This is a genomic window from Paraferrimonas sedimenticola (genome assembly GCF_002282855.1).
Taxonomy (GTDB): Bacteria; Pseudomonadota; Gammaproteobacteria; order Enterobacterales; family Shewanellaceae; genus Paraferrimonas; species Paraferrimonas sedimenticola.
The window spans coordinates 71,316-97,776 of the sequence record NZ_NRIR01000001.1; the positions used below are offsets into that span (position 1 = coordinate 71,316).

Here is a 26,461-nt window from a genome sequence, read left to right on the forward strand (position 1 = left end):
ATCTTATGCTTGTTGCGCTTTGGCAAACTCATCCATAAAGGCGACAAGCGCCAACACGCCTTGGTGCGGCATGGCGTTATAGATACTGGCGCGCATACCGCCTACGCTGCGGTGACCTTTAAGCGCCAGTAAGCCTCGGGCCTTGGCCTGAGACAAAAACTCACTATTAAGTGACTCATCAGCCAACTGAAAAGTCACGTTCATCCGCGAGCGCAAATTACTCGCCACCGGGTTTTTGTAGAAATCCGATTGATTGATGTAATCGTACAGCTCGTCAGCTTTGCGTTGATTGCGCTCACCCATGGCCGCCACTCCGCCTTGCTTTTTAAGCCAAGCAAATACCGACGCCGCTATGTACAAAGCGTAAGTCGGTGGGGTGTTAAACATGGACTCATTCTCAGCAGTGATGCGGTAATCCATGATGCTTGGCATTGGCAAGGATGGCAGTTCGAGTAGGTCGCGTTTGACGATAACTAAGCTCAAACCCGATGGGCCAATGTTCTTTTGCGCACCGGCGTAAATCAGGCCGTACTTAGACACGTCGATTGGACGGGACAAAATGCACGATGACATATCGGCGACAATCGGCCAAGGTGAATCCGGTACTTCTGAGATCTCAATGCCGTCGACGGTTTCATTAGGGCAATAATGCAAATAGCGATAGTCACCTTGTTCCGCGCTAAAGCTTGGCATATTGAGCGCTTTAGTGCCGTCACGCTCTTCGATAACTTCGATTTCATCGACTTCGCCAAAGCGGCGTGCCTCTTCGGCAGCGGCCTTAGACCAGCTGCCCGAGCGCAAGTACAGCGCTTTGCCGTTATCACCCAACAAGTTCATCGCCACTGCGGCGAATTGACCGCGACCGCCACCGTGCATAAACAACACGTGGTAATCGTCAGGGATAGTGAGAAGTTCACGCAGATCCGCATCCGCACCTTTGGCCAATGCGATAAATTCTGGGCTGCGATGGCTCATTTCCATCACGGATACCCCTTGCCCTTGCCAATCCAACAATTCGGCCTGGGCTTGCGCCATTACCTCGGTGGGCAGCATGGCTGGCCCAGCGCAAAAATTAAACACTCGCATAGCGGTCCTTCAATTTGTGGTTAAAGCGGTTTGATACAGCTTGAGTTGTTGTTATGGGGCTCCCAAGCATACGTTAGAATGCCCGCAAATAAAACGAGCGCCAATAGGCGCTCGCAACTTTTTCACTTTGCTCGAATGAGCGGGCTGGAATTAGGCCTCTTCGCCCTCATCACCTGCGTCATCCGCTTGTGGCGCTTGCTCAGAAACTTCACCCGCTTCGGCACCTTCTAGTGCTTCCACTTCATCGGTTTCTTCCACTTGAATCTCATCAATGCGCTCAAGACCTACTACCAACTCGTTGTCAGCGGTACGGATAAGAGTGACACCCTGAGTATTACGGCCAACCGAGCTCACGCCCTCAACCGTAGTACGTACCAAAGTACCCTTGTTACTGATCAGCATGATTTCGTCGTTGTCGTTGACCTGAACCGCGCCAACTACGGCACCGTTACGCTCAGACACCTTAATCGAAACCACACCTTTAGTCGCACGGCTCTTGGCTGGGTAGTCTTCCAACTGAGTACGCTTACCATAACCGTTCTCGGTGACCGTCAGAATCTGACCATCGCCTTGCGGCACAATCAGAGAAACCACTTTCTGGTCGCCTTCTAGGCGAATACCGCGAACACCGGTAGCGGTACGGCCCATGGCACGCAGCGCAGACATCTCTTCGCCGGTTTCTGGGTCGATTTTCACTTCACCAGTTTCGCTGTCGCGCAGCTTCTCGTTAAAGCGAACCACTTTACCGGCATCAGAGAACAACATGATGTCGTTGCTGCCGTCGGTAATGTCCACACCAATCAGTTGGTCACCTTCTTTCAGGTTAACCGCGATAATACCGTTGGCACGTGGATTCGAGTAGGCAGTTAGTGCAGTCTTCTTCACAGTACCATCGGCGGTCGCCATGATGATGTACTTGTCTTCGGCGTACTCGCGCACCGGCAGAATAGCGGTAATGCGCTCGTTTTCGTCCAGCGGCAACAGGTTGACAATTGGACGACCACGGGCTTGGCGGCTGGCCAGCGGCAGCTGGTAAACCTTGAGCCAGTACATCTTACCTTTGTCAGAGAAACACAAAATGGTGTCGTGGGTGTTAGCCACCAACAAACGCTCGACGAAATCTTCGTCTTTCACCTTAGTTGCTGCTTTACCTTTACCACCGCGACGCTGCGCTTGGTAATCGGTTAGCGGCTGGTATTTCACGTAGCCTAGGTGCGACAGGGTCACAACCACATCTTCTTCGTTGATCAAGTCTTCTAGGCTAATGTCGTGGGAGGCATTGGAGATTTCGGTGCGACGCTCGTCGCCAAAGTCTTCAATTACCAACACCAACTCTTCGCGGATCACTTCAAGCAAACGCTCAGGGCTGGTCAAAATGTGAATCAGGCCTGCGATGATTTCCAGAAGCTCTTCGTACTCGTTGAGGATCTTCTCGTGCTCTAGACCGGTCAGCTTGTGCAGACGCAGGTCCAGAATCGCTTGGGCTTGTTGCTCGGTCAGGTAGTACTGACCATCGCGAATACCGTATTGGTCTTCTAGCCACTCAGGGCGAGCCGCATCGTCGCCGGCTTTTTCAAGCATGGCAGCAACATTACCCAGATCCCAACCGCGTTGTTGCAGTAGAGACTTGGCTTCGGCTGGAGTTGCCGCGTTGCGAATAAGCTCAATCACTGGGTCGATGTTGGCCAGTGCAATCGCCAAGGCTTCTAGGATGTGGGCACGGTCGCGGGCTTTGCGCAACTCGTATACGGTACGGCGGGTTACTACTTCACGACGGTGAAGCAGGAACTCTTCTAGCATTTCTTTTAGGTTGAACAGACGTGGCTGGCCGTTAGACAGCGCCACCATGTTCAAGCCAAATACGGTTTGAAGCTGGGTTTGAGCGTAAAGGTTGTTTAGAACCACTTCGCCCACTTCGCCGCGCTTAATCTCAATGACCACGCGCAAGCCGTCTTTATCAGACTCATCGCGCAGGCCTGAGATGCCTTCAATTTTCTTGTCTTTAACCAGCTCGGCGATTTTCTCAATCAATCGCGCCTTGTTCACCTGGTATGGGATCTCGGTAACAATGATGCGCTCGCGACCATTGTTCTCAACTTCCACTTCCGCACGGGCGCGCATATAGATTTTGCCGCGACCTGTGTTGTAGGCGTCGATAATACCCTTGCGACCGCTGATAATACCCGCGGTTGGGAAGTCAGGGCCTGGAATGTGCTCCATCAACTCAGCTATGGTGAGGTCAGGGTTGTCGATCAGCGCCAAGCAACCGTTAACCACTTCGGTCAGGTTGTGCGGGGCGATGTTGGTTGCCATACCTACCGCAATACCGGATGAACCGTTGACTAGCAGGTTGGGAACGCGAGTTGGCAACACCGAAGGCATGTGCTCGGTGCCGTCGTAGTTAGGTACAAAGTCGACGGTTTCTTTGTCTAGGTCCGCAAGTAAAGAATGGGCTAGCTTGTCCATACGGATTTCGGTGTAACGCATCGCCGCAGCGGCGTCACCGTCAATCGAACCAAAGTTACCTTGGCCGTCGACTAGGGTGTAGCGCATAGAGAAATCTTGCGCCAAACGAACAATGGTGTCGTAAACCGCACTATCACCATGAGGGTGATATTTACCAATTACGTCACCCACCACACGGGCAGATTTTTTGTAAGGCTTGTTCCAGTCGTTTTTCAGTTCGTTCATGGCGAACAACACACGACGGTGAACTGGTTTGAGGCCGTCACGTACGTCCGGTAGTGCACGACCCACGATCACGCTCATGGCGTAATCCAAATAGGAACTTTTTAGTTCTTCTTCGATGTTAATCGGCGTAATTTCAGTAGCCAGATTTGTCATAAATCACTCATTCCCCGTTTGAGAGACGCCGACACTTTTGTTTTTGCACTTGTCGACGAATTAACATGGCATCATACCACAGTAAAATCCTTTGACTAGTGCTGTTAGACCACTAGGAAAGCGCCCGTTTGTCGCTATAATGGGCGCAGATCTCAGAACAACAAAAATAGGCTGTGGTTCATGTCTCAAAGCATCAATGTCGATCCTCAAGAAATCAGTAAATTTGAAAAAATGGCCGCCTCTTGGTGGGATCCCGAGGGGGATTTTAAGCCGTTACATCAATTAAACCCCCTAAGACTGGATTATGTGGACCGTGAATGCGGTGGATTATTCGGCAAAAAAACTTTAGACGTGGGTTGTGGCGGCGGTATTTTGTCCGAAAGCATGGCTCGTTTAGGCGCCAAAGTGGACGGCATTGATATGGGTGGCGAGCCTCTTGAAGTGGCCAAATTGCACGCCCTTGAAAGCCAGCTCGAGCTCAACTATCGCCAAATCACTGCCGAAGAGTTAGCCGCCGAAGCACCAGGCCAGTATCAGGTAGTGACCTGCATGGAAATGCTAGAGCACGTACCCGACCCTGCCTCGGTGATAAAAGCCTGCTTTGACCTACTAGAAGACGGTGGCTTCGCCTTCTTCTCTACCATTAACCGAAACCTGATGGCCTATCTGCAAACCATCGTTGGCGCTGAGTACCTACTAAAGATGTTGCCAGTGGGCACTCACGACCACAGCAAGTTCATCCAACCTGCTGAGCTTATGTCCTTGTGCGACAAGGCCGGTTTTATTCCTAGCGGTAGTATGGGCATTCGCTACAACCCAGTGACCCAAACCTTTGGTTACACCCGTAAGTTAGACGTCAACTACATGATTGTGTGTGAGAAGCAGGGGTAAATATGGCAGGCGCGGTTCTCTTTGATTTAGACGGTACCATTATCGACACTGCTCCAGATTTGGTGGCGGCGCTCAATGACACGCTCGTCGCTCACGGCTACCAGCCCGCGCCTTTTGACAAGGTCAGCAGTTTCACTTCCGACGGCTCTACCGGACTTCTGCGTGCCGCTCTTGGCGAGCTACCGGACGAACGAGTAATCGAACTAAAAGCCAGTTTGCTCGAGCACTATGTGGCTCGAAATGGCGAGCGCGCTTGTCTTTACCCTGAGATGCCAGAACTGCTCAGCGAGCTGCAGACTCGAGGCTTTAAGCTCGGAGTGATCACTAACAAGCCGGCGCGATTTACCCGTCCACTGCTGGAAGCGTTAGACCTTATCGATACCTTTGGTACTGTCATCAGTGGTGATAGCTGTATCAAAGCTAAGCCCTCGCCGTTTCCGATGCGATTGGCCAGTCAACAATTGGGAGTGGACTCTTCTCGCTCTTGGTACCTAGGGGATGCTCGTCGCGACATGGAAGCAGCCCACGCAGTTGGAATGCAAGCGGTGGCGGTGAGCTGGGGCTACATTAAAGCCGAAGACCCGATTGCCAGTTGGCCAAAAGACCGCCTAATTGAGTCACCGCTAGATTTGCTCGGCCATCTTGATTAGGACTTGACTAGCCAAAGATTCGCCAATCAATTTCGACATTTTTGCGCACCAAAAATGTGCAAAAAAATTGCTTGATTTTGGCAAAAGTCGCCTTGGATTTGAGGCTCAGGTTAGTCAACACTAACTCTAGCCGGAATGGCGCAAAAATCTTGCCAAATCTTTGTCCCAGATCAACGAAATTTCGGCTTGCATTGTCTGAGCGACCTCATTATCTTGTAGTTTGTTACGCATGAAACCCTATATATAGTGTGCTTCACAAAATACTAACACTATGGGCTTCTTTCAGTTGGTAGCAAAGGATTGAGACCCGATTTCTGGGCAACTCCAACCCAAAAAACAAACGAAGTTGAACCCAAGACGTTAAGCATAATGACGTCCTCAAAACAGGCATGAGCGCAATGAACAAAATGTTGACTGTCACCAAGCGCAACGGTGAACGTGAACCTTTGGATCTGGAGAAACTCCACAAAGTCATCGCATGGGCCGCAGAAGGATTGGATAACGTATCCGTATCCGAAGTCGAACTGCGCTCTCAAATTCAATTCTTCGATGGCATTCCTACCGAAACCATTCACGAGACCGTTATTCGCTCGGCAGCCGACTTAATCAGCGCCGAAACGCCAGACTACCAATACCTGGCAGCGCGCTTGGCCATCTTCCACTTGCGCAAAAAAGCCTACGGTCAGTTTGAGCCACCAACGCTTTATCAGCACATCACCAACATGGTGGAGACCCATCGCTACGACGCCCACATTCTGGCGGACTACAGCAAAGAAGAGCTGGACGAACTAGACGAGCACATCGACCACTGGCGCGACATGAACTTCTCTTACGCGGCGGTGAAGCAGCTCGAAGGAAAGTACTTGGTACAAAACCGCGTGACTGGCGAGGTGTTTGAAAGCGCTCAGTTCCTGTACATGTTGGTCGCGGCTTGCTTATTTGCTCACTACCCCAAGGCCACTCGTCTGGACTTGGTGAAGCGTTTTTACGACGCGGTATCTCTGTTTAAGATTTCTCTGCCTACGCCGATCATGGCGGGGGTACGTACGCCAACTCGCCAGTTCAGCTCTTGCGTACTGATTGAGTGTGGTGACAGCCTGGATTCGATTAACGCCACGGCTTCAAGCATAGTTAAATACGTCAGCCAGCGTGCCGGTATCGGTGTTAACGCCGGTCGTATTCGCGCCCTGGGTAGCCCAATTCGCGGCGGCGAAGCCTTCCACACCGGTTGCTTGCCTTTCTACAAGTACTTCCAGACCGCGGTTAAGAGCTGCTCTCAAGGTGGTGTTCGCGGTGGTGCAGCCACCCTGTTCTACCCAATGTGGCATTTGGAAGTGGAAAACCTGCTGGTGCTTAAGAACAACCGCGGTGTTGAAGAGAACCGCGTGCGTCACTTGGACTATGGCGTGCAGATCAACAAGCTGATGTATCAGCGTTTGATCAACAATGGTGAGATTACCCTATTCAGCCCGTCTGACGTTCCAGGCCTGTACGACGCCTTCTTTGAAGACCAAGACAAGTTTGAAGAGCTGTACGTTAAGTACGAACAAGACGACAGCATCCGCCACAAGAAAATCAAAGCGGTTGAGTTGTTCTCACTGATGATGCAAGAGCGCGCCTCTACCGGCCGCATCTATGTGCAGCACGTGGACCACTGTAATACTCACAGCCCGTTCGACTCGAAAGTGGCACCGGTACGTCAGTCTAACCTGTGTTTGGAAATCGCTCTGCCGACCAAGCCATTGAACAACGTAGACGATCCAGAAGGCGAGATCGCCCTGTGTACTCTGTCAGCGTTCAACCTAGGTGCAATTAACAGCCTAGACGAGCTAGAAGAGCTGGCTGAACTGGCCATCCGCGCTCTCGATAGCCTGTTGGACTACCAAGACTATCCAATTCCAGCGGCCTTTAAGGGCTCAATGGACCGCCGCACTCTGGGTGTGGGTGTGATTAACTTTGCCTACTACTTGGCCAAGAATGGCGTTAAGTACTCAGACGGTTCGGCCAACAACCTAACCCACAAGACATTCGAAGCGATTCAGTACTACTTGCTGAAAGCGAGTAACAAGCTTGCTCAAGAAGTAGGTGCTTGTCCTAAGTTCAACGAAACCAACTACGCCAAAGGCATCATGCCAATTGATACCTACAAGCGGGCGTTAGACGAGATTTGCGACGAGCCATTGCACCTAGACTGGGATCAACTGCGCAGCGATATCGAAGTGTACGGTCTGCGCAACTCGACCCTGTCAGCGCTAATGCCTTCAGAAACCAGTTCGCAAATGTCGAATGCCACCAATGGCATCGAGCCACCACGAGGCCTGATTTCAGTGAAAGCGTCGAAAGACGGTATTCTCAAGCAGGTAGTGCCAGAGTTTGAAGAGCTGCGCGACCAGTACGAGCTGCTATGGGACATGCCGGGCAACCGCGGTTACCTAGAGCTTGTGGGTATTATGCAGAAGTTCGTCGACCAGGCGATTTCAGCGAACACCAGCTACGACCCAACTCGCTACGCCAACTCTAAGGTGCCTATGCAGTCACTGCTGCAAGACCTGTTGTTGAGCTATAAGCTTGGTCTGAAGACGCTTTACTACCATAACACTCGTGATGGCGCGTCTGAGCAGCACCAAGACACCAACAGCGACCAGAAAGCGGAAGACCGCTCGGTTGAGACCCTAATTCAAGAAGATGACGATTGCGCCGGCGGCGGCTGCAAGATTTAACGGAGCCAAATCATGAGCTATACCACTTTTAGTCAGACCGCCAACAACCCTATGAACGAACCTATGTTCATGGGACAGCCGGTAAATGTGGCGCGCTACGACCAGCAAAAGCACGAGATTTTTGAAAAGCTTATTGAAAAACAATTGAGCTTCTTCTGGCGTCCAGAAGAAGTGGACGTCACTAAGGACAAAATCGACTTTGCTCAGTTGCCAGCGCACGAGCAGCACATTTTCTTGTCGAACCTTAAGTACCAGACCCTGCTGGACTCAATCCAAGGTCGCTCGCCAAACGTGGCGCTGCTGCCTTTGGTATCCATTCCAGAGCTAGAAACCTGGATTGAAACTTGGGCCTTTAGTGAAACCATTCACAGCCGTTCGTACACCCACATTATTCGCAACATCGTTAAAGATCCTGCGGAAGTATTTGACGACATCGTAGTGAACGAGCACATCATTAACCGCGCCAGCGACATTTCGCAATACTACGACGAGCTTATTAAGCTGACTCAGGTGTATCACCTGCACGGCGAAGGTACGCATGAGGTTGACGGTGAGATGGTCGAAGTCAACGAGTACAAGATTAAGACTTGTCTGTACTTGTGTATCGCCTCGGTTAACGTACTGGAAGCGATTCGCTTCTACGTCAGCTTTGCTTGCTCGTTTGCCTTTGCCGAGCGCGAGTTGATGGAAGGTAACGCCAAGATCATTCGCTTGATTGCCCGTGATGAAGCTCTGCACCTTAACGGTACTCAGGCGATGATGAACATCATGCGCAACGGCAAAGACGACCTGCAAATGGTGCAAATTGCCATGGAGTGCGAAGACAAGGTTCGCCAAATCTTTATCGATGCTGCCGAGCAAGAAAAAGAGTGGGCGCGTTACCTGTTTAAAGACGGCTCTATGATTGGCCTTAACGAAGAAATTTTGTGCTCATACGTTGAATACATCACTAACCAGCGCATGAAGGCGGTTGGCCTAAAACCTCACTTTGAGTCGCGTTCAAACCCACTGCCGTGGATGAAGAACTGGCTGGAGAGTGACGCGGTACAAGTGGCTCCACAAGAAGTGGAAGTGTCTTCCTACCTAGTTGGTCAAATTGATGCTGACGTAGATATGGCGGCACTTGAGGGCTTTAAGCTTTAGCCCTCAATGAGCTGGATCTACCTTAAGAATCACAAGCCAATTTTCTACGCGGACGATAACCGCACCTTGTTAGAAACCCTAGAGGACAACAAGGTTGAAAGCTACAGCGAGTGTCGCAATGGATATTGCGGCACTTGTCGTATCAAGCTGGTTAACGGTGAAGTGAGTTACCCCGACGAACCTCTGTCCCACGTGGAAAGCGACGAGTGCTTACCCTGCTGTTGCTACCCGGTTGGGGATGTAGAAGTTAACATCGAATAGCATCACCCCCGACAAGTCTCCACCCCGCCCCTAACAACGCCCAATGGTGACAAGGCCAATGAAGCTAGAAATCATCAATGAAAGCCATTCTGAAGTCTTCGATGCCTTAGTTGACGGCGTGCGCAGCTTCAACCGAGAACATTTGGGGCCCGAAACCTCAAAGCCTTTGGCAACTGTAGCTCGCAACAACGAGGGCGAGATTATTGGCGGTGTGTCAGGGCGAACCATCTACAACAACTTTTTGATTGAAGTGGTTTGGGTGCACTCATCAGCCCGCGGCACAGGTCTGGGTAAACAACTGATGGAAATGGCCCTAGAACAAGCTAAGCAGCGTCAGTGCCAATGTGCTCAAGTGGACACCCTAGATTTTCAGGCACCCGTGTTTTATCAAAAGTTGGGGTTTGAAATCGCGGGTGAAATCAGTGGTTATGGCGACGGTCCGGCACGCTTCTTCTTGGCCAAAGTACTTTAACCAACACCCGCTCTAGCCAGAAGCTCGGGCTAAAACAGACTGACAAACAGTCGTTGCCCATCCGCTGTTTGCATCCACATCAACGCCCCAAGATTAAATAGCACCGTTAGCCAAAACATAAACCTAAACTCGGTTTTTTGAGTTTTGTGGCGATAGTACTTTTGCGCCAACCATGCCCCTGGCCAGCCTCCCGCCAAAGCTAGCAGATGCAGCCGACGCTCTGGCGTTCGACGCTTGCCCTTTTTGGCAGCTCGTTTATCCAAGCCGTAGCTCAAAAACGTGACTAGGCTGACCAAGAGGTAAAACCCCAGAATTGCTATTGGCAGCCTACTCATCAAATACAAGAGAGCTAAAAGAGTAAAAAACATGGCGACAAAGGCGTAGCTCACTTTGCCATGGAAGGTGGATTTGTTGGATCCTTGCTTCAAAATAGGTGCACTTCAATTCACTAGAATTGGAGCTCATTCTGCCCAAAAACGGCAGCCCAGAAAAGCCTTGCTACTCCAATCTAGGCAGGCTTTTTGACCACTGGCTTAACGTACCATTTGTGACACTTGCGCTGATACCACTTAGGAAAGAAGCGCTTGAGTTGCCACAAACGACGCTCGCGCTTATGAGGCATCATGTAAAGCTCCCCGTCTTCCACCTGCTGAGCAATCATGGCGGCGATGTCGTTGGCATCAATACTGGATTTCGCCATCGCTCCTTCCACGAAGCTCTTGGTTTTGGCGCTGGAGTTCATGGACTTGGTTAAGTTGGTTTCAAAGAAGGCCGGGCAAACCACGTGAGCGCTAACCCCATAAGCCGCCATCTCGTATTCCAGCGTCTCTGTTAAGGCAATCACCCCGGCTTTGGAGGTGCTGTAGATGCCCATAGTGGGACTATTAGTGATCCCCGCCATGGAGGCAATATTGACGATGGCACCGCTGCCCTGTTGCTTAAACAAGCTGGCAAAGGCCTTAATTCCACGAACCACACCGAGCAGATTGATATCCAGCACTTGATGCCAGTCTTCAATGGCCAAGGCATCCAGCAAACCGACTTTACCGACAATCCCGGCGTTGTTCACCAGAATGTCCAAGCCCCCCCAGGCCGATTCAATTTGCGCTCGTGCCGACTCCAGATCTTCAAGTGCGGTGATATTACAATCGATGGCAAGGACATCACTTGTGTACTGAGTCAGTTGTTGCTGCGCCTGAGCCAGCGCGATTGGGTCAATATCACCAATCGCCACCGCATAGCCCTGTTTGGCGTAGTGGGTGGCTATCGCTTTTCCTAAGCCGCTGGCGCCGCCAGTGATAAAAATTCTCATTCTTTTCATGTGAGTGTTCATGTGACTTTCCGTGTTGCTTCGCACCGAGCCATTGATGTTCTCCATCCTAAAATTACAACAAACATTAAACAAATGAATTGTATGAATAGGCTAGCATTCACATTATGAATAGTTGCTCGAATGCAATTTAGTTGAGTATCGACGGTTGACACCGAGTCCTAGGTTTGATTTGTTTACACTAACTGTAACAAAAACAAAGTCCGCCACCACTTGTCACTAGGGATAGGAAGTACACCAATGAGCGACAACAAAACAGTTCTAGTCACCGGCGCGTCATCCGGATTAGGCGCACAATTCTGTCGAGCACTGGCCGCCGATGGTTTCACCGTCATCGCCGCTGCGCGCCGAATCGATAAACTGCAATCCATCTGTGAAGAGATTCGAAGTGCTGGAGGTCAGGCCCACCCACTGGCGCTGGATGTTACCGACATCGACAGCTTTAAAGCCGCGGTTGATCAGGCCGAAACTATGGCCGGTGATATTCATTGCTTGGTCAACAATGCCGGCAGTTCAATCAGCAAAAAAGCCATTGATATGACACCGCAAGATTTTGATTTTGTAATGGATTTGAATTTAAAAGGGCCCTATTTCCTATCCACCGAGCTCGCTCGTCGCTGGATGGGCAAAGGGATAGCCGGTCGTATCGTCAATGTTGGCTCTGTGTCGGATCGTAAAGCCATACCAGGTCATACGGTCTACGGCACCAGCAAATCGGCCATTGCGCGCCTGAGCCAACAATTTGCTCGAGAGTGGATAAACAAAGGCATTTGCGTGAACACCCTAGCCCCTGGTTACATCAAAACCGAACTTAACGCCGAGTTTTTTGATACCCCACCGGGACAAGCCCTCACAGCCACCATGCCTCGAAAACGGGTGGGTGTGCCAAGTGACCTCGACAAAGCCATCGTTTACCTGTGCCAGCCAGGGCAAGACTTTCTCACCGGTCAAACCTTAGCGTTAGACGACGGCCAGTGTTTGTAACTGGCCACTAACCACTAGTCCGACAGCGCCAGCTTCTCGCATACCGACACGATTTGCTGGCGCAACCAAGCATGCATCTCGCTGGCCTGCTGGTTTTTATGCCAGTACAGATGCCACTGTTGCGGCTCAATCGCAAATGGTAAAGGCAGTGATACCAGCTCGGTTTGGCGGGCAATGTCGGTTGGCACTGTCACCGCTAAGTCGCTGTCGATCAGCAAGCTTTGAGCAATGGTGTGGTGTTGAATTCGATGAGCGATATTGCGCTTTAGCCCCAGTCGATTAAGAGCGTGGTCCACATGGCCTGTGCCCATCGGCCGCTTGGAAATGTGCACGTGCTCTAGCGACAAGTAATCATCCAGGCCAAAGTCATTCGAGATAATGGGATGTCCCGGGCGTACCAAGCACACGTACTCGCTCGAGTGAATCAAGCTGTGTTCTATGTCAGGGTGACTGACTATCGGAGGGTCAATGGCAAAGTCGATACGTCCAAGCGCCAGCTCGCGCACCATTTCTTTGCGAGCCACGTCCACACTGTGAAGCTTCAATTGCGGTGCTAAGGGGCGAATGTGCTTTAGCACCGGCGGTAAAAAGCTCAGCTCCGCCACGTCGTTCATCGACAACATCACATCTTGTATCGCGTTTGCCGGGTCGAATTGCAGCGATTGCTCCACGGCACTGGTTAGCGAGTCGACTCCCAAACGCACCGACTCAATGATCCGCTTTGTCACTTGAGTTGGCACCATCTCGTTGGACTGACGCACAAACAAGGGGTCATCAAAGTGACGGCCTAAGCGCTTCAACGAGTTGCTGATTGCCGGTTGGGTCACGTGTAACTGCTCGGCAGCGCGAGTGAGATTGCGCTCCCGATACACAGCTTCTAAAACGACAAATAGATTTAAATCGACCTTATGCATTGGCTACCACTATAAACAAGGTGAATACCAATCTATTTATAAAATAAATTTTAAAAATATTAAACCGGATTGTTATCCTGCTAAACATAGACACAAGAATTGAACTGAAATGCCTGACCTATATCTGATTCGCCACGCACAAGCCAGTTTTGGCCAACAAGATTACGACCAACTGTCTGAATTGGGCGCCCATCAGTCCCAGCGTCTTGGTGAGTACTTTTGCGAAGAATTGGCCAAGTGCGACTCAATAGTTACCGGACAACTCAAGCGCCACCAGCAAACCCTAGATGGCATGGCCCTTGGCAGCCAGTTGGCACTGCCCGCTGAGGCCAGCGCTAGTCTGAATGAATACGACTTTCAATCGATACTGACAGCCTACCGCCGCCAGCAAGGCTTAACAGAGCCGCTGCAATGGCATGACTCCAGCGCTGTGTTTCATCAGCTCAGCCAAGCCATGCACGCTTGGCAAGCTGACCAACTCGACAGCCAGATGTTGTCCGAGAGCTGGTTAGAGTTCAATCAACGCGTCACTCGATTCATTGAGCAAATCATTGCCAGCCCGGCGCGAAAAGTGGTCGCAGTCACCTCAGGCGGAGTGATTGCCGCAATCACCGCACAGGTACTGAATGCGCCAGCGGCCAGTGTGGTTCAGCTGAACCGTCAAATCGCCAACACAGGGGTAAGCCACTTTAAATTCGGCAAGGGCCAAATCAGTTTAACCAGCTTTAATTCGGTGGCGCATTTTAAAGACGCGCCGCACTTGGATATTACCCACCACTAAGCCAGTGGATAAGGACCAAAAAGATGAACTTCGAATTTACGCCAGAGGTACAAGCACTTCGACAAAAGCTGCTGCAGTTCATGGACGAGCACATCTACCCCAACGAAGCCTTGTGGCAAGAGCAAGTTGACCAAGGGGATCGCTGGGAGCCACCCGCTATCCTCGAAGAGTTAAAACAAAAAGCCAAAGCTCAAGGCCTTTGGAACTTGTTCTTGCACAAAAGCTATGGCGAATTCAGCCCGGGCTTATCCAATCTAGAGTACGCACCCTTGTCGGAGATCATGGGCCGGGTCTACTGGGCTTCCGAGGTGTTTAACTGCAATGCGCCGGACACAGGTAACATGGAAGTCTTGGCAAAGTACGGTACCCCGGCACAGCAAGACAAGTGGCTCAAGCCTTTGTTAAACGGTGAAATTCGCTCGGCGTTTGCCATGACCGAGCCGGATCTTGCTTCCTCAGATGCCACCAACGTCGCCACCTCCATGGTTCGCGATGGCGATGAGTACGTGATTAACGGCCGCAAATGGTACATCTCAGGGGCCTGCAACAATCACTGTAAAATCTACATCGTCATGGGTAAAACCTCGCCGGACAACCCCGACAAGTACCGCCAGCAGTCGATGATTTTGGTACCCGCAAACACCCCTGGCGTCAAAGTGGTTCGCCCAGTGAACGTGTTTAGCTACGACGATGCGCCAGAGGGACACGCCGAAATCATCTTCGACAATGTTCGCGTACCAGTGGAAAACATGCTGCTTGGCGAAGGACGAGGTTTTGAAATCGCCCAAGGCCGCTTAGGGCCGGGTCGAATTCACCACTGCATGCGCACCATTGGCCTGGCCCAACGCGCCTTAGAGCACATGTGCGAGCGCGCCGAAACTCGGATTGCCTTTGGTCGCCCACTATCCAAACAGCAATCGGTTCGCGAAGACTTAGCTTGGTCCGCCTGCGAAATTGAGCAAGCTCGCTTGTTGACCCTCAAAGCCGCGCAAAAAATGGATATTGGCGGTAACAAAGCCGCTAAAGACCTGATTGCGATGATCAAAATCGTTGCCCCGAATATGGGCTGTAAGGTCATCGACCGCGCCATTCAGCTATTTGGTGCCGCCGGTCTTAGCCAGGACTTTTTCTTGGCTCGCGCCTATACCCTAGCTCGAGCGATTCGACTGGCCGATGGTCCAGATCAGGTACACATGATGCAGCTGGGCCGCAATCTCGCCCGCGATTGGATGCAACAAAAGAATCAATAAGGATGAAAGCGATGACTCGACTGGTAGAAGCTCTCGACTTGGATGCACTGTCAATTTATCTCTCTCAGCACTTAGCCGAGTTTGAGAGCATCAGTGCCGCCGAAAAGTTCAGCGGTGGTCAATCCAACCCAACCTTCAAACTGACCACCAATCTGGGCGTGATAGTGCTTAGACGTCAGCCCCCGGGCGCCCTGCTTTCGTCGGCCCATGCCGTTGACCGAGAAGCTCGAGTGATCCAAGCGCTTGAGCACACGCCAGTCCCTGTGCCCAAGTGCCTGCATTTGTGTACCGACACCAGCATCATTGGCTCAATGTTTTACTTAATGGAGTATTGCCCAGGGCAAGTGTTCTGGGATGCCGCCCTGCCCGAGCTTAGCAATCAGCAACGAGGCAAGATTCATCACCACCTAGTCAACGTACTAGCCGATTTACACCAAGTGGACGTGGCGTCCGTGGGACTGAGCGACTACGGCAAACCCGGCAACTACTTCGAACGACAATTCAATCGCTGGCACAAGCAATACCGAGCATCCGAAACCAAAAACATTGAGGCCATGGAGCAGTTAATCGAGTGGCTATCGACTCAAATCCCTGAAGACGATGGCCGAATTTCGCTAGTTCATGGCGACTATCGTCTCGACAACCTGATGTTCGATAAAGATAGCTTGGAGCCTATGGCCTTGTTGGACTGGGAGTTGTCGACCTTAGGCCACCCTTTTGCCGACCTTGGTTATTTGTGCATGCAAATGCGCATTCCCAAGATTGGCCCTGTGGTTGGGCTGGCAGGCAAAGACCTCAAGGCCCTCGGTATTCCAAACGAAAGCCAATATATCCAAGCTTATTGCGAGCGTATGGGCATTGATTCCATCGATAACTTCGGCTTTTACGTCGCCTTTAGCTTCTTCCGCCTGGCCGCGATTGTGCAGGGGGTAGCGAAACGCGCCTTAGACGGCAACGCGTCGAACAAGCAGGCCGCCAGCATGGGCGATTACGTGGCGCCCTTGGCGGAGCTTGCACTGCAAAGTATTCAAGATTACCAACAAAAATAATTAAAATCTGACGAGGAATTGCTATGGAACAGCTAGGCCTGCTGCTAGCACTTGCTGTGCTAATCGTGATGGCGTTGCGCGGCATAAACATCATAGTCGCCGCCCTAACCGCCACCTTGATCGTACTGGTTTCCAACGGCATGGACATTGCCCAAGGTTTCACCGAGTCCTTTACCTTCGGCAAGCTCGGTGCCTTTAGTTTTATGGGGCGGTTTTTCTTGCTGTTCGTGGCGGGCGCAGTGTTTGGCACCCTAATGGCCCGCAGTGGTTATGCCAAATCCATCGCCGATACGCTGGCGTTGCGCTTAGGCTCCCACCGCGCTTTGTGGATAATTGCCTTGGCTTGCGCTGTGCTCACCTATGGCGGAGTAAGTGCCTTTGTGGTGCTGTTTACCGTGAACGCGTTGGCACAACAGCTGATCGTTCAAGCTGGCATTCCCAAAAATCTGATGGTTGGCGCAGTAGCCTTGGGCGCTGGTACCTTCACTCTGACCGCCATGCCAGGCACACCGTCTTTGAATAACATTCTAGCGGCAAGCGCCTTGGGCACGGATCTTTACGCCGCCCCCCTGCTAGGGATTATCGGCAGTCTGATGATGTTTGCTCTGGGCATTTGGTATCTCGAGCGCAAACGCATTGCCTTAGGCGTGACTCAAGCCGCTGGCGCACCAGAACTAAGCGAACCAAGTGAAACTAGCCCACACCCTTGGTGGTTGGCCAGTTTGCCCTTGTTTGTAGTTATCCTGCTAATTGCCCTGCCTAAGCTATTACCCGAGCAACTTCCCACCGCACTGAGCCTGTTTGACTACGCTCGCGCTCAACCGATTTTCTGGCCTGTTATCAGTTTGCTGATTGGCTGTTTGGCCATTGTCCTGACTTCAAAGACTGTGCGTAACAGCCTTGGTGAAAGTCTTGGTGAAGGAGCTTCATCGTCGGTTATGCCAGTGCTCAATACCGCCATGGTGATAGGGTTTGGCAGTGTGGTTTCGCAAACCCAAAGTTTTCAGTGGTTCGTCGATAGCATGCTGACGCTGGAGTTGCCGCCGATGCTGTCGTTGTTGAGCTCGGTCAGCGTGATTGCTGGGATTACCGGCTCCTCCTCCGGAGGCCTGCAAATCTTTTTGCAAACCATGGGGCAGTCATTCGTTGAGCTTGGTTTGGCCCCAGAAGTGGTACACCGATTGGCGGCGATGGCCTCGGGTGGGCTGGACTCGCTGCCCCATTGCGGCGGTGTGATAGCCTTTTTGACCATCATGGGCAGCAACCACAAAGAGTCCTACAAAGAAATTGCGGTGGTCTCTGTGGCGATTCCGATTCTGGTCACTTTGGTATGTATTGGGCTGGCTAGCCTACTTTACTAGCGAGATTCAGTTGCGGGCGTCGGCATGAGCTATCGACAAGAGCTATCGACAAGAGCTAAGCCGACAGCCCTTTAAGTAGAATATCAATGCCCTGTTGATATTCTCGCTTGTAGCGCTCAGGTGTGGCGATATCATCCGATAAACACAACCAACGACGCACCATATCGATACGCACGTAATCGTACATGTCGGCAATCATCTCAGCGGAGATGTCGTCGCGGACCACCTTCATTTGCTGCGCTTTGCGAATGCGCTCTACTCGCGGTTGCTTGTATTTGGCTGGGAATAGGCGCTCGCCCTCTTCGCCATCGCCTTCCATCAGATAGATGGAATTAAACAAATCCGTGTGACGAAATATCAGCTGCAACAGCTGACGACGTTGCACCACCCAGTCCTGAATTTCTTCGACGTTTGGCGGTACGATGGCCGACTCAACACTGGCTTCAAGCTCTGTGGTGTGTGCCCACAAATTACTTTCTTCCAAATAATCGATCAGCAGAGCTTTTAGCGTTGCCGCTTTACTGGGAAAGTAGTTAAAGAAGGTTTTTTGGCTCACTTCAGCGCGTTCCGCTAGCTCGTTGACCATTACCTGGTCAAAGCCCTTTTCGGCGAACATGGATTCGGCTACTTTCAAGATCCGCAGGCGGGTCTGGCGTTTTTTCTGCTCTCGTAAGCTCATAGTGTTTTTTAGCGTACTCATTTTATTTGTGTTTCCTGATTCTTCCGATTTCTGGTTGGAATTACAAGCCATCCGACCTATGGATTCTTCTTTGACAAATAATTACAGTAACTGTAATTTTACATTTGAAGCAAAATTATAATAAAAAATGTCAGTCGTTAAGGAAGCTAATCTATGAAACACCCGCAATCCCTAGACAGCATCAGCCAAGGCTGCCAGCAATATTGGCCACCGGGCGCACCGACCCAAGCCCAATATCCCATTGGCCGACGCCCGCTGAACCAGTACTTAGCCCATTGGGCGCAACAAGTTCCTAACAAGTCTGCGTTGGAGTTTTACGGCTATAGCCTGAGCTTTGCCGAACTCGATGCCCTGTCCAATCAGTTTGCCCATTATCTCGCCAGCATTGGTATCGTCAAAGGTGACCGCGTAGCGCTTTACTTACCCAACTGTCCACAATTCAACATCGCCTATTTCGGTGTGATGAAAGCCGGGGCTATTCACGTGCCAGTGAGCCCGCTGTCAAAGCAAATGGAGCTGATGCATCAGCTTGGCGATAGTCAGCCTAAGGCGGTGGTCAGTTTTGACCGGCTGCTAGAGTTCATGCAGCCGGTCTGCGAGCAGTTGAACATCGACAATCTACTAGTGACCTCAATTAGCGAGTTGCGCCCAGAGCAGCCCACTATTCCCCTGCCTGAATTGTTTGACGCCGCCAAACTTGACCCGGTTGGCGGCCAAGTAGACTTCTTCTCGGCCATCAAAGACATGCCTAGCAGCGCTCCCTCAGTAAAGGTTGAGTTGGATGATGTAGCTGCGCTGAATTACACAGGCGGCACCACTGGCTTGCCAAAAGGTTGTGTGCATACTCACGCCAACATCATAGACACGGTTGCCGCCTACAGCCCGCTGGTTTACGGCGATTACGATGGCAACGCCAGCGAACAGGTGATGTGCACCTTTTTGCCTGAGTTTTGGATTGCCGGCGAGAACACCGGCATCTTGTTCCCTATGTTTAGCGGCAACACCTTAGTGCTGCTGGCGCGCTGGGACTGCGTCGCATTTTTAGAAGCGGTGGAGCACTATCAAGTCAATGTTTGTAACCTGTTGGTGGATAGCATCGACGAAATTCTCAACCATCCTTTGGTGAATGACTTTAACCTCGAATCATTAAACTGCACGCCCTGTATTTCTTTCATCAAAAAACTCAACCCGGATTACCGCCAGCGGTGGCGTGAACTGACCGGTACCACCTTGTTTGAAGCGGCATACGGCATGACCGAAACCCATACCTGTGACACCTTCACCAAGGGCTTTCAAGAGGACAACTTTGACCTCAAGATTGAGCCGGCCTTTGTCGGCATGCCGGTACCCGGCACTCAGTTTAAGATTTGCGATCTCGCCTCCGAGCAAGAGCTACCAATCGGGAGCGAAGGTGAGATTTGGATTAAGAGTCCGACCCTGTTTCAGGGCTATTGGAACAAACCGGAAGACAACCAGCGTCTGCTCAAGGACGGTTGGTTTAGAACCGGTGATCTGGGAATGATTACCGAGCACGGGTTTGTGCGCTACTTGGGTCGCTTTAAAGAGATGATCAAAGTCAACGGCATGAGCGTGTTCCCCACCGAAATTGAGGCCATGCTCGGCCAAAACGAAGCCATTGCCGCCTGTGGCGTGATCGGCCGAAAAGATACCAAGAAAGGTCAGGTTCCAGTGGCATTTTTGACGTTAAAACCCGGAGCCAAACAGTCCGAGGCCGAACTTAACCAATGGGCCAGAAACGCCATGGCGGTCTACAAGGTGCCAGAGATCCGCATTCTACAACAACTGCCGATGACCGCCACCGGAAAAGTGCGTAAAAAAGACCTAGAGGACCTGCTGTAATGACCGCCTTTCGCAAAATTCTGATTGCCAATCGAGGTGAAATTGCGATCCGGATTGCCGATGCTTGTGCCGAGCTTGGCATCACATCAATCGCGGTTTACGCCGAGGACGATGCTGACTCGCTGCACACCATGCGCGCTGACAAAGCCCTGCTTCTAAAAGGACGCGGTGTCAGCGCCTATTTAGACCAACAACAACTGGTTGAGCTAGCCAAAGCCGAAGGCTGCCAAGCCGTGCATCCTGGCTATGGTTTTCTGTCGGAGTCGGCGGAGTTTTCCGAGCGCCTGGCTAACAACCAGTTGGTGTTTATTGGCTCAGCGCCCGAGTTGTTAGCGCAGCTTGGCGATAAGGCGCAAGCACGACAGATGGCCGAGCTCGCTGGTCTGCCGCTCACTCAGGGAATAAACCGGGCTTGCAGCCTAGAAGAAGTTGAAGCCTTTTTCGACTCGTTAGGCGAGCATGGCGCGATAATGATCAAAGCCTTAAGCGGTGGCGGCGGTCGCGGCATGCGCGCGGTACGCGACAGAGACGCCATTGCCAAGGCCTATCACACCTGCCAGGAAGAAGCCCAGCTGGCCTTTGGTCGCAATCAAGTGTACGTCGAACAATTGGTAGAAAACGCCCGTCACATTGAGGTACAGATCCTCGGTGATGGTAGCGGCAAAGTCAGCCATTTGTGGGAGCGAGAATGCTCGTTGCAACGCCGCAATCAAAAGTTAATTGAAATCGCGCCTAGCCCTAGTCTTAACCAAGACCAAAGACAAGGCATTATTGATTCAGCGCTGGCGCTAGCCAGTAGCATCAAGTACGCCGGTGTGGGCACCTTTGAGTTTATGGTGGACGCCCGCGAGCCGGCCAACTACTACTTCATGGAGATCAATCCCAGAATACAGGTGGAGCACACCATTACCGAGGAGATTACCGGTGTGGATCTGGTGAAGTCGCAAATTCAACTGGCGGCGGGTCAATCGCTAAACCAGTTGCGGCTGGCCGAAACGCCGCCATTCTCAGGCTGCGCCATACAACTGAGGATTAACTTAGAAACCTTGACCCCTGAGGGGGCCACTCGACCTGTGGCCGGAGTCATTACTCAATACCACAAACCCAATGGCCGCGACGTCAGAGTCGATGACTACCTGTACGCGGGCTACTCGGTGAACCCAAACTACGACAGCCTTGGCGCCAAGCTAATTGTGAAAGGCGCCGACTACTCGCAGACACTGGCAAAAGCCCAGCGCCGCCTAAGCGAGCTGAGTGTTCAAGGTGTGGAGACCAACCAAACCCTACTGACCAACCTGTTAGACTCGCAAGACTTGGCCAATAACCAAATCACCACAGCTTATGTCGAACAACATCTTGAGCATCTGCTGCTGCCAATCGCCGCCAGTGGGCGAACGCCCAAGCTCGATTGCGTCAACGGCGGCGCTAGCCAAAGCGAGCGATGGGACTCTGAGAGCTGGAATGCTGAACTCGGTGAAATCCTTAACAGTCCGATTGCCGGCAGCTTAATCTCTGTCGAAGTCGAACAAGGCCAGACAATAAAAGCCGGCCAGTTACTGGCAGTGGTTGAAGCGATGAAAATGGAGTTTCCCATTGAAGCGCCGAGCGCAGGTATTATCAGTCGAGTCGCACCGGTGAGCACTGGCGATATGCTGCTCGAAGGCCAGCCTTTGTTTGCCTTTGTCGCTGATGCGCAAGATATAGCCGCTGACAGCCCAATCGAACAGCAACAAGAGCCGGCAGTGCGGCCGCTGTTGGCCCAATTGCAACAGCGATTAGAGGCCATTAGCGATGATGGCCGTCCCGAGGCCGTTGCCAAACGCGCCAAGCACAACAAGAACACCATCAGACAGAACATAGCGCAGCTGATCGACGCTGACAGTTTTAACGAATACGGGGCACTGGCACTCGCCGCTCAGCGACAACGCCACGATATCGAAACGCTGCAACAGCTGTCTCCCGCCGATGGCATGGTGGTCGGCACGGCATCGATAAACGCCGAGCTAGTGGGCAAACAATACAGCCAAGTGGCCATCGCTGGCTACGACTATACCGTGATGGCTGGCTCCCAAGGCATGATTAACCACAAAAAGACCGACCGCATTATCGAGATTGCGCAAAAACACCAGCTGCCGTTAGTGCTGTTTTGTGGCGGCGGTGGCGGTCGCCCATCGGACACCGACTATCCGGGCGTCGGCTTTTTAAATCTGCGAACTTTTGCCGAGCTTGGCAAACTGTCGGGGCGGGTACCAACGGTCGCCATTACCGCCGATTACTGCTTTGCTGGTAACGCTGCTCTATTTGGTTGCTGCGACCTTACCATTGCCACTCGGGACACCAGTATCGGCATGGCGGGACCAGCGATGATCGAAGGCGGTGGATTGGGTCAATTTACCCCTGACCAAGTGGGGCCTGCCACTATGCACGCCAAAACTGGTGTGGTCGATTTGCTGGTAGAAAACGAAAGCCAAGCAGTGGCCATGGCTAAGCGTTACTTGAGCTACTTCCAAGGACCAATTGAATCCTGGCAGGCTGCTGAGCAAAGCCAGCTTAGAACCAGTGTGCCAATCAATCGAAAATCCGTTTACGACATGCGCCAGCTCATTGAAACCTTGGTGGACCAAGACTCTGTTTTGGAGCTTCGGGCTCAGTTTGCGCCTTCGGCAATCACCGCGCTGGTGCGAATTGAGGGTAAGGCCTATGGCCTAATGGCCAATGACCCTCGCCACTTAGGTGGCGCAATCGATGCCGATGCCGGTGATAAGTTTACGCGCTTTATGCAGCTGTGCTCCTCCCACCATCTGCCGCTGATTAGCCTGTGCGACACCCCAGGGTTCATGGTGGGCCCGGAGTCCGAGAAAAATGCCACGGTTCGGCATATCTCCCGTATGTTCGTCAAAGCCGCCAATCTGCAAGTGCCAATAGCCTGCGTGGTCATTCGCAAAGCCTATGGACTAGGGGCAATGGCGATGGCCGCTGGCGGCTTTTGTGAGCCGAGCATGAGCATGGCTTGGCCCTCTGGCGAGTTTGGCGCCATGGGGATTGAAGGTGCGGTAAAAATCAGTCGAAAACGTCAATTAGCGGCCATTGAGGACTCGGCTGAGCGGCAACAGCAGTTTGACGCTTGGGTGGCTCAAGCCCATCAAAACGGCCAAGCCATGAATGTCGCTAGCTACCTGGAAATAGACGCAGTGATCGATCCTGCGGACACTCGAGCTTGGCTAGTGCGAACCTTTGATTCGGCCAAAACCGATGACACTTCAGATCAAAACTTCCCGATAGACCCTTGGTGATAGTGCTTTTATCACTTGCCTACAAGCCCGCTATTTCCCTGAATAGCGGGCTTTTTTTATCGGACCTTTGCTGCCGCCAAAACACTAATGGATATTTTCTCGCCAAGGGGGATTGATCTTTTTTACAGCAACTGCAATATTACAATTGATGTAAAAATTGTTACACACATCACATAACAACAACAACAAGCTGTCAGGCAACCCTGGGGGAGCATAATGAGACTAAGTTATTTAGCCGTTGCGGTTTTGGGAGCAATATCCAGCCAAGGCTTAGCGCAAGAAAGCGAGCAAAGTGCCTTTGAGGTCATCGAAGTCACAGCGCAAAAGCGCGTAGAAAGAATTCAAGACGTGGGTATTTCCATTACCGCCATTAACGGCGATGAACTGGAAGATTTGGGCGCCTTCCAAGCGTCGGCAATTACCGAATTCATTCCCAATATGGAAATGGCCTGGTCAGAAGACAGCGGCATTCCAATCTTTGTGATCCGCGGTGTGGGTCTGCAGGACTACAACACCAACAACACCCCAAATACCGCTGTTGTGGTTGACGATGTGTATCAGCCATATGGCATTTATACCGCCTTCTCTATGTTTGATACCGAGCGCGTTGAAGTCCTAAAAGGCCCTCAAGGTGGTCTATATGGCCGAAACTCCACCGGTGGTGCGGTCTCCTTCACCTCTAAAAAGCCAGAGATGGGAACCACTGAAGCCAATGCGGCAGTGGACTTTGGTAACTACAACACCATTAACGTTCGAGCGGGTGCCAGTTTACCTCTAGGCGATATTGCTGCCATTCGAGTCGCGCTACAGACAGACAATAGCGACGGTTATTACTACAACACCTTTTTGAATCGCAACCAAGGCGGCAAGGACAAGCAACAAGCGCGTGTCACCCTTAGCCTGGAGCCGACCGAGAATTTCCGCGCGGACGTACGCTATACCTATGGCCGCGATAAAACCGAGGCTTCAATCCCTGAAGTGGTTGGCTTGTTAGATCCTAACGCCTCTTGGGAAGGCCCGCTGTTTGGCCTACCCGGCCTGCCGCCAATGAATATTCCATACAACCCAGATGGCACCATTGCTTGGTGCGATCCTGTGGTCAACACTGGCATTCCAGATAGTACCTGTATCAACATGAACCGCGCCGCACCCGATGGTGACCCCTACCGCGGTGCTGACGCTCGCGTTCATCCCAACGACGACCGCTTTGACTCGCTGTCGCTTAACATCGCATGGGATTTTGGCAATCACAGTCTAGCGTCCATCACCAACCAATCTAAGATGCAGTTTAAGCACAGAAACGGTATTGGTTCTGTCGGTTTAGGCCCTGGCCAAGACCAGGACGGGTGGGAGCAAGCCAGCCGCGACTACGGTCGAATCAACGGTGGTGATCTCAATGAGATGTACGTTACCCAGTACAACTCGGATACCAAGTCTTGGAGTCAGGAGTTGCGTTTACTGTCTAACTACAGTGGCGATTTCAACTGGATGCTAGGCGCGGTTTACGCCCAAGATGACATTGACGAACTGCGCTCTTGTTCGTTTGCCGCCAACCTGTACGCCGATTGGATTCAGTTTCCCGGCTGCGGCACCATGGCTTACCGCCAAGAAACCAAAGTCGCGTCGGCCTATGCCCAAATCGACTACTCGATCACCGAAACCCTATCGACCACTATCGACTTCCGCTACACCCATGAGAAAAAAGACTACATGGGCGACGTGTTCGTCAACGATGGCACCTGGATTTGTACCGTTAACGGTCTCAATACCACAGATCCAAACAATCCGGCCTACTGTGCGAACTTCATCGCTTGGGACCCAGACACGGGTTTGTACGACTTAGCTCGCAACAACCAGGCGAAGTACGACGAGAAAGACCCGTCTTGGAAAGTGAATCTCGACTGGAAAGTCACTCCAGAGACCTTGCTGTACGCCAGTGTGGGTAGCACCTTTAAATCTGGTGGTTTCTTTGGTGGCTTCTTGACCAACCCCAACGCCATTCGCCCTTACAAGCCTGAACGCAACAACGGTGTTGAACTGGGCTTTAAATCCACCATTGAAAACGCTCGCCTGCAAATTAACGGCGCCTTGTTCAGCTACGACTACAAGAACTTCCAGTCGCAGCTACAAGAAGTTGACCCTGCCTCAGGCGCCACCTTTAACGGTCTGAGAAACTTGGGCGATGTGAAGATGGCCGGTGCCGAACTCGACCTGCGCTGGTTACCAACTGACGCGTGGGATCTGCGCGCTGCGGTTGGCCTTTTGGACACCAAAGTGGACAAGGTCGCAGAATTTGAGTCAGACAATATAGGTATCACCAGTATCTTTGGTGAAGTGCAAAACGTCGAAGGAAACGAGCTTAACAACGCACCTAAGTTTAGCGCCAACTTGATTGCTCGTTACAACTTCAACCTTAGCAGTAACCTAGGTGGCTTTGTGCAGGTGGACGCGTCCTACAAGGACGATTACTGGCTGTCGATTTCCAACGAGCCAATTCACAAGCAAAAAGGCTATGGTTTGGTGAATGCCCGCGCCGAGATCTTCAGCCCATCAGATAACTGGAGCGTGGCGATCTGGGGACGTAACTTGAGTGGCGAAGCCTATCGCACCACCTTCTATCTCGACGGACTGGACAGCGGCTACAGCGAATACAACGCGCCAAGAACTTATGGAGTCACACTAGCCTACACCTACTAGGTATCGATCGAGCAGCCCCTGCCCTTATCTCCCGACTGCGCGGCTAGGGGCTGCTTTTTTACTATTCTGCTTATCCTACGTGTCGAGCAAATTAATAGAGCCGACTCGGCAAATTCTCTGCGCTGCGCTGAGCCCGAGCTAACAAGACTGCGTATCAATCGATAACCTCAGGTAA

20 protein-coding genes are annotated in these 26,461 nt (G+C 51.9%); 14 read left to right on the plus strand and 6 right to left on the minus strand.

Features of this window, described 5'->3' with window-relative positions:
- Positions 1–3: 3 nt before the first annotated feature.
- Together serC and gyrA are read right to left on the minus strand one after the other, a co-directional pair.
- On the minus strand, positions 4–1,086 hold the full coding sequence (serC, locus tag CLC93_RS00325) for a 3-phosphoserine/phosphohydroxythreonine transaminase (protein WP_095503950.1): 1,083 nt from the start codon (positions 1,084–1,086) through the stop codon (positions 4–6).
- 150 nt (positions 1,087–1,236) lie between these two features.
- Complete coding sequence (gene gyrA, locus CLC93_RS00330; RefSeq protein WP_095503951.1) at positions 1,237–3,930, minus strand: DNA topoisomerase (ATP-hydrolyzing) subunit A; 2,694 nt, start codon at positions 3,928–3,930, stop codon at positions 1,237–1,239.
- A 180-nt stretch (positions 3,931–4,110) separates the two neighbouring features.
- Between gyrA and ubiG the strand changes: the two genes are divergently transcribed.
- From ubiG to CLC93_RS00360, 6 genes are all read left to right on the plus strand, one after another.
- A complete protein-coding gene (ubiG, locus tag CLC93_RS00335) occupies positions 4,111–4,821 on the plus strand; it encodes a bifunctional 2-polyprenyl-6-hydroxyphenol methylase/3-demethylubiquinol 3-O-methyltransferase UbiG (protein ID WP_095503952.1) in 711 nt (236 codons plus the stop codon).
- A 2-nt stretch (positions 4,822–4,823) separates the two neighbouring features.
- Positions 4,824–5,471 (plus strand): HAD family hydrolase, encoded by a 648-nt coding sequence (locus CLC93_RS00340; RefSeq protein WP_095503953.1) that lies wholly within the window; start codon positions 4,824–4,826, stop codon positions 5,469–5,471.
- Positions 5,472–5,869: 398 nt separating this feature from the next.
- Positions 5,870–8,191 carry a class 1a ribonucleoside-diphosphate reductase subunit alpha gene (nrdA, locus tag CLC93_RS00345; protein WP_095503954.1) on the plus strand — a complete coding sequence of 774 codons (2,322 nt, stop codon included), beginning with the start codon at positions 5,870–5,872 and terminating at the stop codon, positions 8,189–8,191.
- 12 nt (positions 8,192–8,203) lie between these two features.
- Positions 8,204–9,334 (plus strand): class Ia ribonucleoside-diphosphate reductase subunit beta, encoded by a 1,131-nt coding sequence (gene nrdB, locus CLC93_RS00350; protein WP_095503955.1) that lies wholly within the window; start codon positions 8,204–8,206, stop codon positions 9,332–9,334.
- 6 nt (positions 9,335–9,340) lie between these two features.
- Positions 9,341–9,595, plus strand: a complete 255-nt coding sequence (gene yfaE, locus CLC93_RS00355) for a class I ribonucleotide reductase maintenance protein YfaE (protein WP_095503956.1) — start codon at positions 9,341–9,343, stop codon at positions 9,593–9,595.
- A gap of 58 nt (positions 9,596–9,653) precedes the next feature.
- Complete coding sequence (locus CLC93_RS00360; RefSeq protein ID WP_095503957.1) at positions 9,654–10,067, plus strand: GNAT family N-acetyltransferase; 414 nt, start codon at positions 9,654–9,656, stop codon at positions 10,065–10,067.
- A 29-nt stretch (positions 10,068–10,096) separates the two neighbouring features.
- On the opposite strand, the gene CLC93_RS17665 is transcribed toward CLC93_RS00360, so the two are convergent.
- Both CLC93_RS17665 and CLC93_RS00370 read right to left on the minus strand, forming a co-directional pair.
- Positions 10,097–10,435, minus strand: coding sequence for a DUF1294 domain-containing protein (locus CLC93_RS17665; RefSeq protein ID WP_342744922.1), 339 nt, complete (start codon positions 10,433–10,435; stop codon positions 10,097–10,099).
- A gap of 140 nt (positions 10,436–10,575) precedes the next feature.
- Positions 10,576–11,388 carry an SDR family NAD(P)-dependent oxidoreductase gene (locus CLC93_RS00370; RefSeq protein ID WP_169902737.1) on the minus strand — a complete coding sequence of 271 codons (813 nt, stop codon included), beginning with the start codon at positions 11,386–11,388 and terminating at the stop codon, positions 10,576–10,578.
- A gap of 249 nt (positions 11,389–11,637) precedes the next feature.
- Here CLC93_RS00370 and CLC93_RS00375 point away from each other — a divergent pair, with 249 nt between their 5' ends.
- Positions 11,638–12,381, plus strand: a complete 744-nt coding sequence (locus CLC93_RS00375; RefSeq protein ID WP_095503960.1) for an SDR family NAD(P)-dependent oxidoreductase — start codon at positions 11,638–11,640, stop codon at positions 12,379–12,381.
- A gap of 14 nt (positions 12,382–12,395) precedes the next feature.
- Here CLC93_RS00375 and CLC93_RS00380 read toward each other — a convergent pair whose 3' ends face one another.
- The gene (locus tag CLC93_RS00380) at positions 12,396–13,295 is read right to left on the minus strand and encodes a LysR family transcriptional regulator (protein WP_095503961.1); all 900 of its coding nucleotides are present in this window, start codon (positions 13,293–13,295) and stop codon (positions 12,396–12,398) included.
- Between the two features lie 109 nt (positions 13,296–13,404).
- Here CLC93_RS00380 and CLC93_RS00385 point away from each other — a divergent pair, with 109 nt between their 5' ends.
- From CLC93_RS00385 to CLC93_RS00400, 4 genes are read left to right on the plus strand one after another with little or no spacing between them, the layout of a single operon-like run.
- The gene (locus CLC93_RS00385) at positions 13,405–14,076 is read left to right on the plus strand and encodes a histidine phosphatase family protein (RefSeq protein ID WP_095503962.1); all 672 of its coding nucleotides are present in this window, start codon (positions 13,405–13,407) and stop codon (positions 14,074–14,076) included.
- A gap of 23 nt (positions 14,077–14,099) precedes the next feature.
- Positions 14,100–15,326, plus strand: coding sequence for an acyl-CoA dehydrogenase family protein (locus tag CLC93_RS00390; protein WP_095503963.1), 1,227 nt, complete (start codon positions 14,100–14,102; stop codon positions 15,324–15,326).
- A gap of 11 nt (positions 15,327–15,337) precedes the next feature.
- Positions 15,338–16,375: a phosphotransferase family protein gene (locus tag CLC93_RS00395; RefSeq protein ID WP_095504514.1), complete on the plus strand. Its 1,038-nt coding sequence runs from the start codon at positions 15,338–15,340 to the stop codon at positions 16,373–16,375.
- A gap of 23 nt (positions 16,376–16,398) precedes the next feature.
- Positions 16,399–17,736: a GntP family permease gene (locus CLC93_RS00400; RefSeq protein ID WP_095503964.1), complete on the plus strand. Its 1,338-nt coding sequence runs from the start codon at positions 16,399–16,401 to the stop codon at positions 17,734–17,736.
- Positions 17,737–17,791: 55 nt separating this feature from the next.
- Here the strand turns inward: CLC93_RS00400 and CLC93_RS00405 are convergent, their stop codons facing one another.
- Positions 17,792–18,436 carry a TetR/AcrR family transcriptional regulator gene (locus CLC93_RS00405; protein ID WP_095503965.1) on the minus strand — a complete coding sequence of 215 codons (645 nt, stop codon included), beginning with the start codon at positions 18,434–18,436 and terminating at the stop codon, positions 17,792–17,794.
- Positions 18,437–18,589: 153 nt separating this feature from the next.
- Between CLC93_RS00405 and CLC93_RS00410 the strand changes: the two genes are divergently transcribed.
- From CLC93_RS00410 to CLC93_RS00420, 3 genes are all read left to right on the plus strand, one after another.
- A complete protein-coding gene (locus CLC93_RS00410; RefSeq protein WP_095503966.1) occupies positions 18,590–20,296 on the plus strand; it encodes an AMP-binding protein in 1,707 nt (568 codons plus the stop codon).
- Positions 20,296–23,589 carry a carboxyl transferase domain-containing protein gene (locus CLC93_RS00415; RefSeq protein ID WP_095503967.1) on the plus strand — a complete coding sequence of 1,098 codons (3,294 nt, stop codon included), beginning with the start codon at positions 20,296–20,298 and terminating at the stop codon, positions 23,587–23,589. Before CLC93_RS00410 ends, CLC93_RS00415 begins: the two co-directional genes overlap by 1 nt.
- 216 nt (positions 23,590–23,805) lie before the next feature.
- Positions 23,806–26,286 carry a TonB-dependent receptor gene (locus CLC93_RS00420; protein WP_095503968.1) on the plus strand — a complete coding sequence of 827 codons (2,481 nt, stop codon included), beginning with the start codon at positions 23,806–23,808 and terminating at the stop codon, positions 26,284–26,286.
- Positions 26,287–26,461 lie beyond the last annotated feature (175 nt).

What these genes read in the sequence shown, in the direction of transcription:
- serC (WP_095503950.1), bottom strand. Translation starts at nt 1,086, where the DNA reads ATGCGAGTGTTTAATTTTTGCGCTGGGCCAGCCATGCTGCCCACCGAG.
- gyrA (WP_095503951.1), bottom strand. Translation starts at nt 3,930, where the DNA reads ATGACAAATCTGGCTACTGAAATTACGCCGATTAACATCGAAGAAGAA.
- ubiG (WP_095503952.1), top strand. Translation starts at nt 4,111, where the DNA reads ATGTCTCAAAGCATCAATGTCGATCCTCAAGAAATCAGTAAATTTGAA.
- CLC93_RS00340 (WP_095503953.1), top strand. Translation starts at nt 4,824, where the DNA reads ATGGCAGGCGCGGTTCTCTTTGATTTAGACGGTACCATTATCGACACT.
- nrdA (WP_095503954.1), top strand. Translation starts at nt 5,870, where the DNA reads ATGAACAAAATGTTGACTGTCACCAAGCGCAACGGTGAACGTGAACCT.
- nrdB (WP_095503955.1), top strand. Translation starts at nt 8,204, where the DNA reads ATGAGCTATACCACTTTTAGTCAGACCGCCAACAACCCTATGAACGAA.
- yfaE (WP_095503956.1), top strand. Translation starts at nt 9,341, where the DNA reads ATGAGCTGGATCTACCTTAAGAATCACAAGCCAATTTTCTACGCGGAC.
- CLC93_RS00360 (WP_095503957.1), top strand. Translation starts at nt 9,654, where the DNA reads ATGAAGCTAGAAATCATCAATGAAAGCCATTCTGAAGTCTTCGATGCC.
- CLC93_RS17665 (WP_342744922.1), bottom strand. Translation starts at nt 10,435, where the DNA reads ATGTTTTTTACTCTTTTAGCTCTCTTGTATTTGATGAGTAGGCTGCCA.
- CLC93_RS00370 (WP_169902737.1), bottom strand. Translation starts at nt 11,388, where the DNA reads ATGAAAAGAATGAGAATTTTTATCACTGGCGGCGCCAGCGGCTTAGGA.
- CLC93_RS00375 (WP_095503960.1), top strand. Translation starts at nt 11,638, where the DNA reads ATGAGCGACAACAAAACAGTTCTAGTCACCGGCGCGTCATCCGGATTA.
- CLC93_RS00380 (WP_095503961.1), bottom strand. Translation starts at nt 13,295, where the DNA reads ATGCATAAGGTCGATTTAAATCTATTTGTCGTTTTAGAAGCTGTGTAT.
- CLC93_RS00385 (WP_095503962.1), top strand. Translation starts at nt 13,405, where the DNA reads ATGCCTGACCTATATCTGATTCGCCACGCACAAGCCAGTTTTGGCCAA.
- CLC93_RS00390 (WP_095503963.1), top strand. Translation starts at nt 14,100, where the DNA reads ATGAACTTCGAATTTACGCCAGAGGTACAAGCACTTCGACAAAAGCTG.
- CLC93_RS00395 (WP_095504514.1), top strand. Translation starts at nt 15,338, where the DNA reads ATGACTCGACTGGTAGAAGCTCTCGACTTGGATGCACTGTCAATTTAT.
- CLC93_RS00400 (WP_095503964.1), top strand. Translation starts at nt 16,399, where the DNA reads ATGGAACAGCTAGGCCTGCTGCTAGCACTTGCTGTGCTAATCGTGATG.
- CLC93_RS00405 (WP_095503965.1), bottom strand. Translation starts at nt 18,436, where the DNA reads ATGAGTACGCTAAAAAACACTATGAGCTTACGAGAGCAGAAAAAACGC.
- CLC93_RS00410 (WP_095503966.1), top strand. Translation starts at nt 18,590, where the DNA reads ATGAAACACCCGCAATCCCTAGACAGCATCAGCCAAGGCTGCCAGCAA.
- CLC93_RS00415 (WP_095503967.1), top strand. Translation starts at nt 20,296, where the DNA reads ATGACCGCCTTTCGCAAAATTCTGATTGCCAATCGAGGTGAAATTGCG.
- CLC93_RS00420 (WP_095503968.1), top strand. Translation starts at nt 23,806, where the DNA reads ATGAGACTAAGTTATTTAGCCGTTGCGGTTTTGGGAGCAATATCCAGC.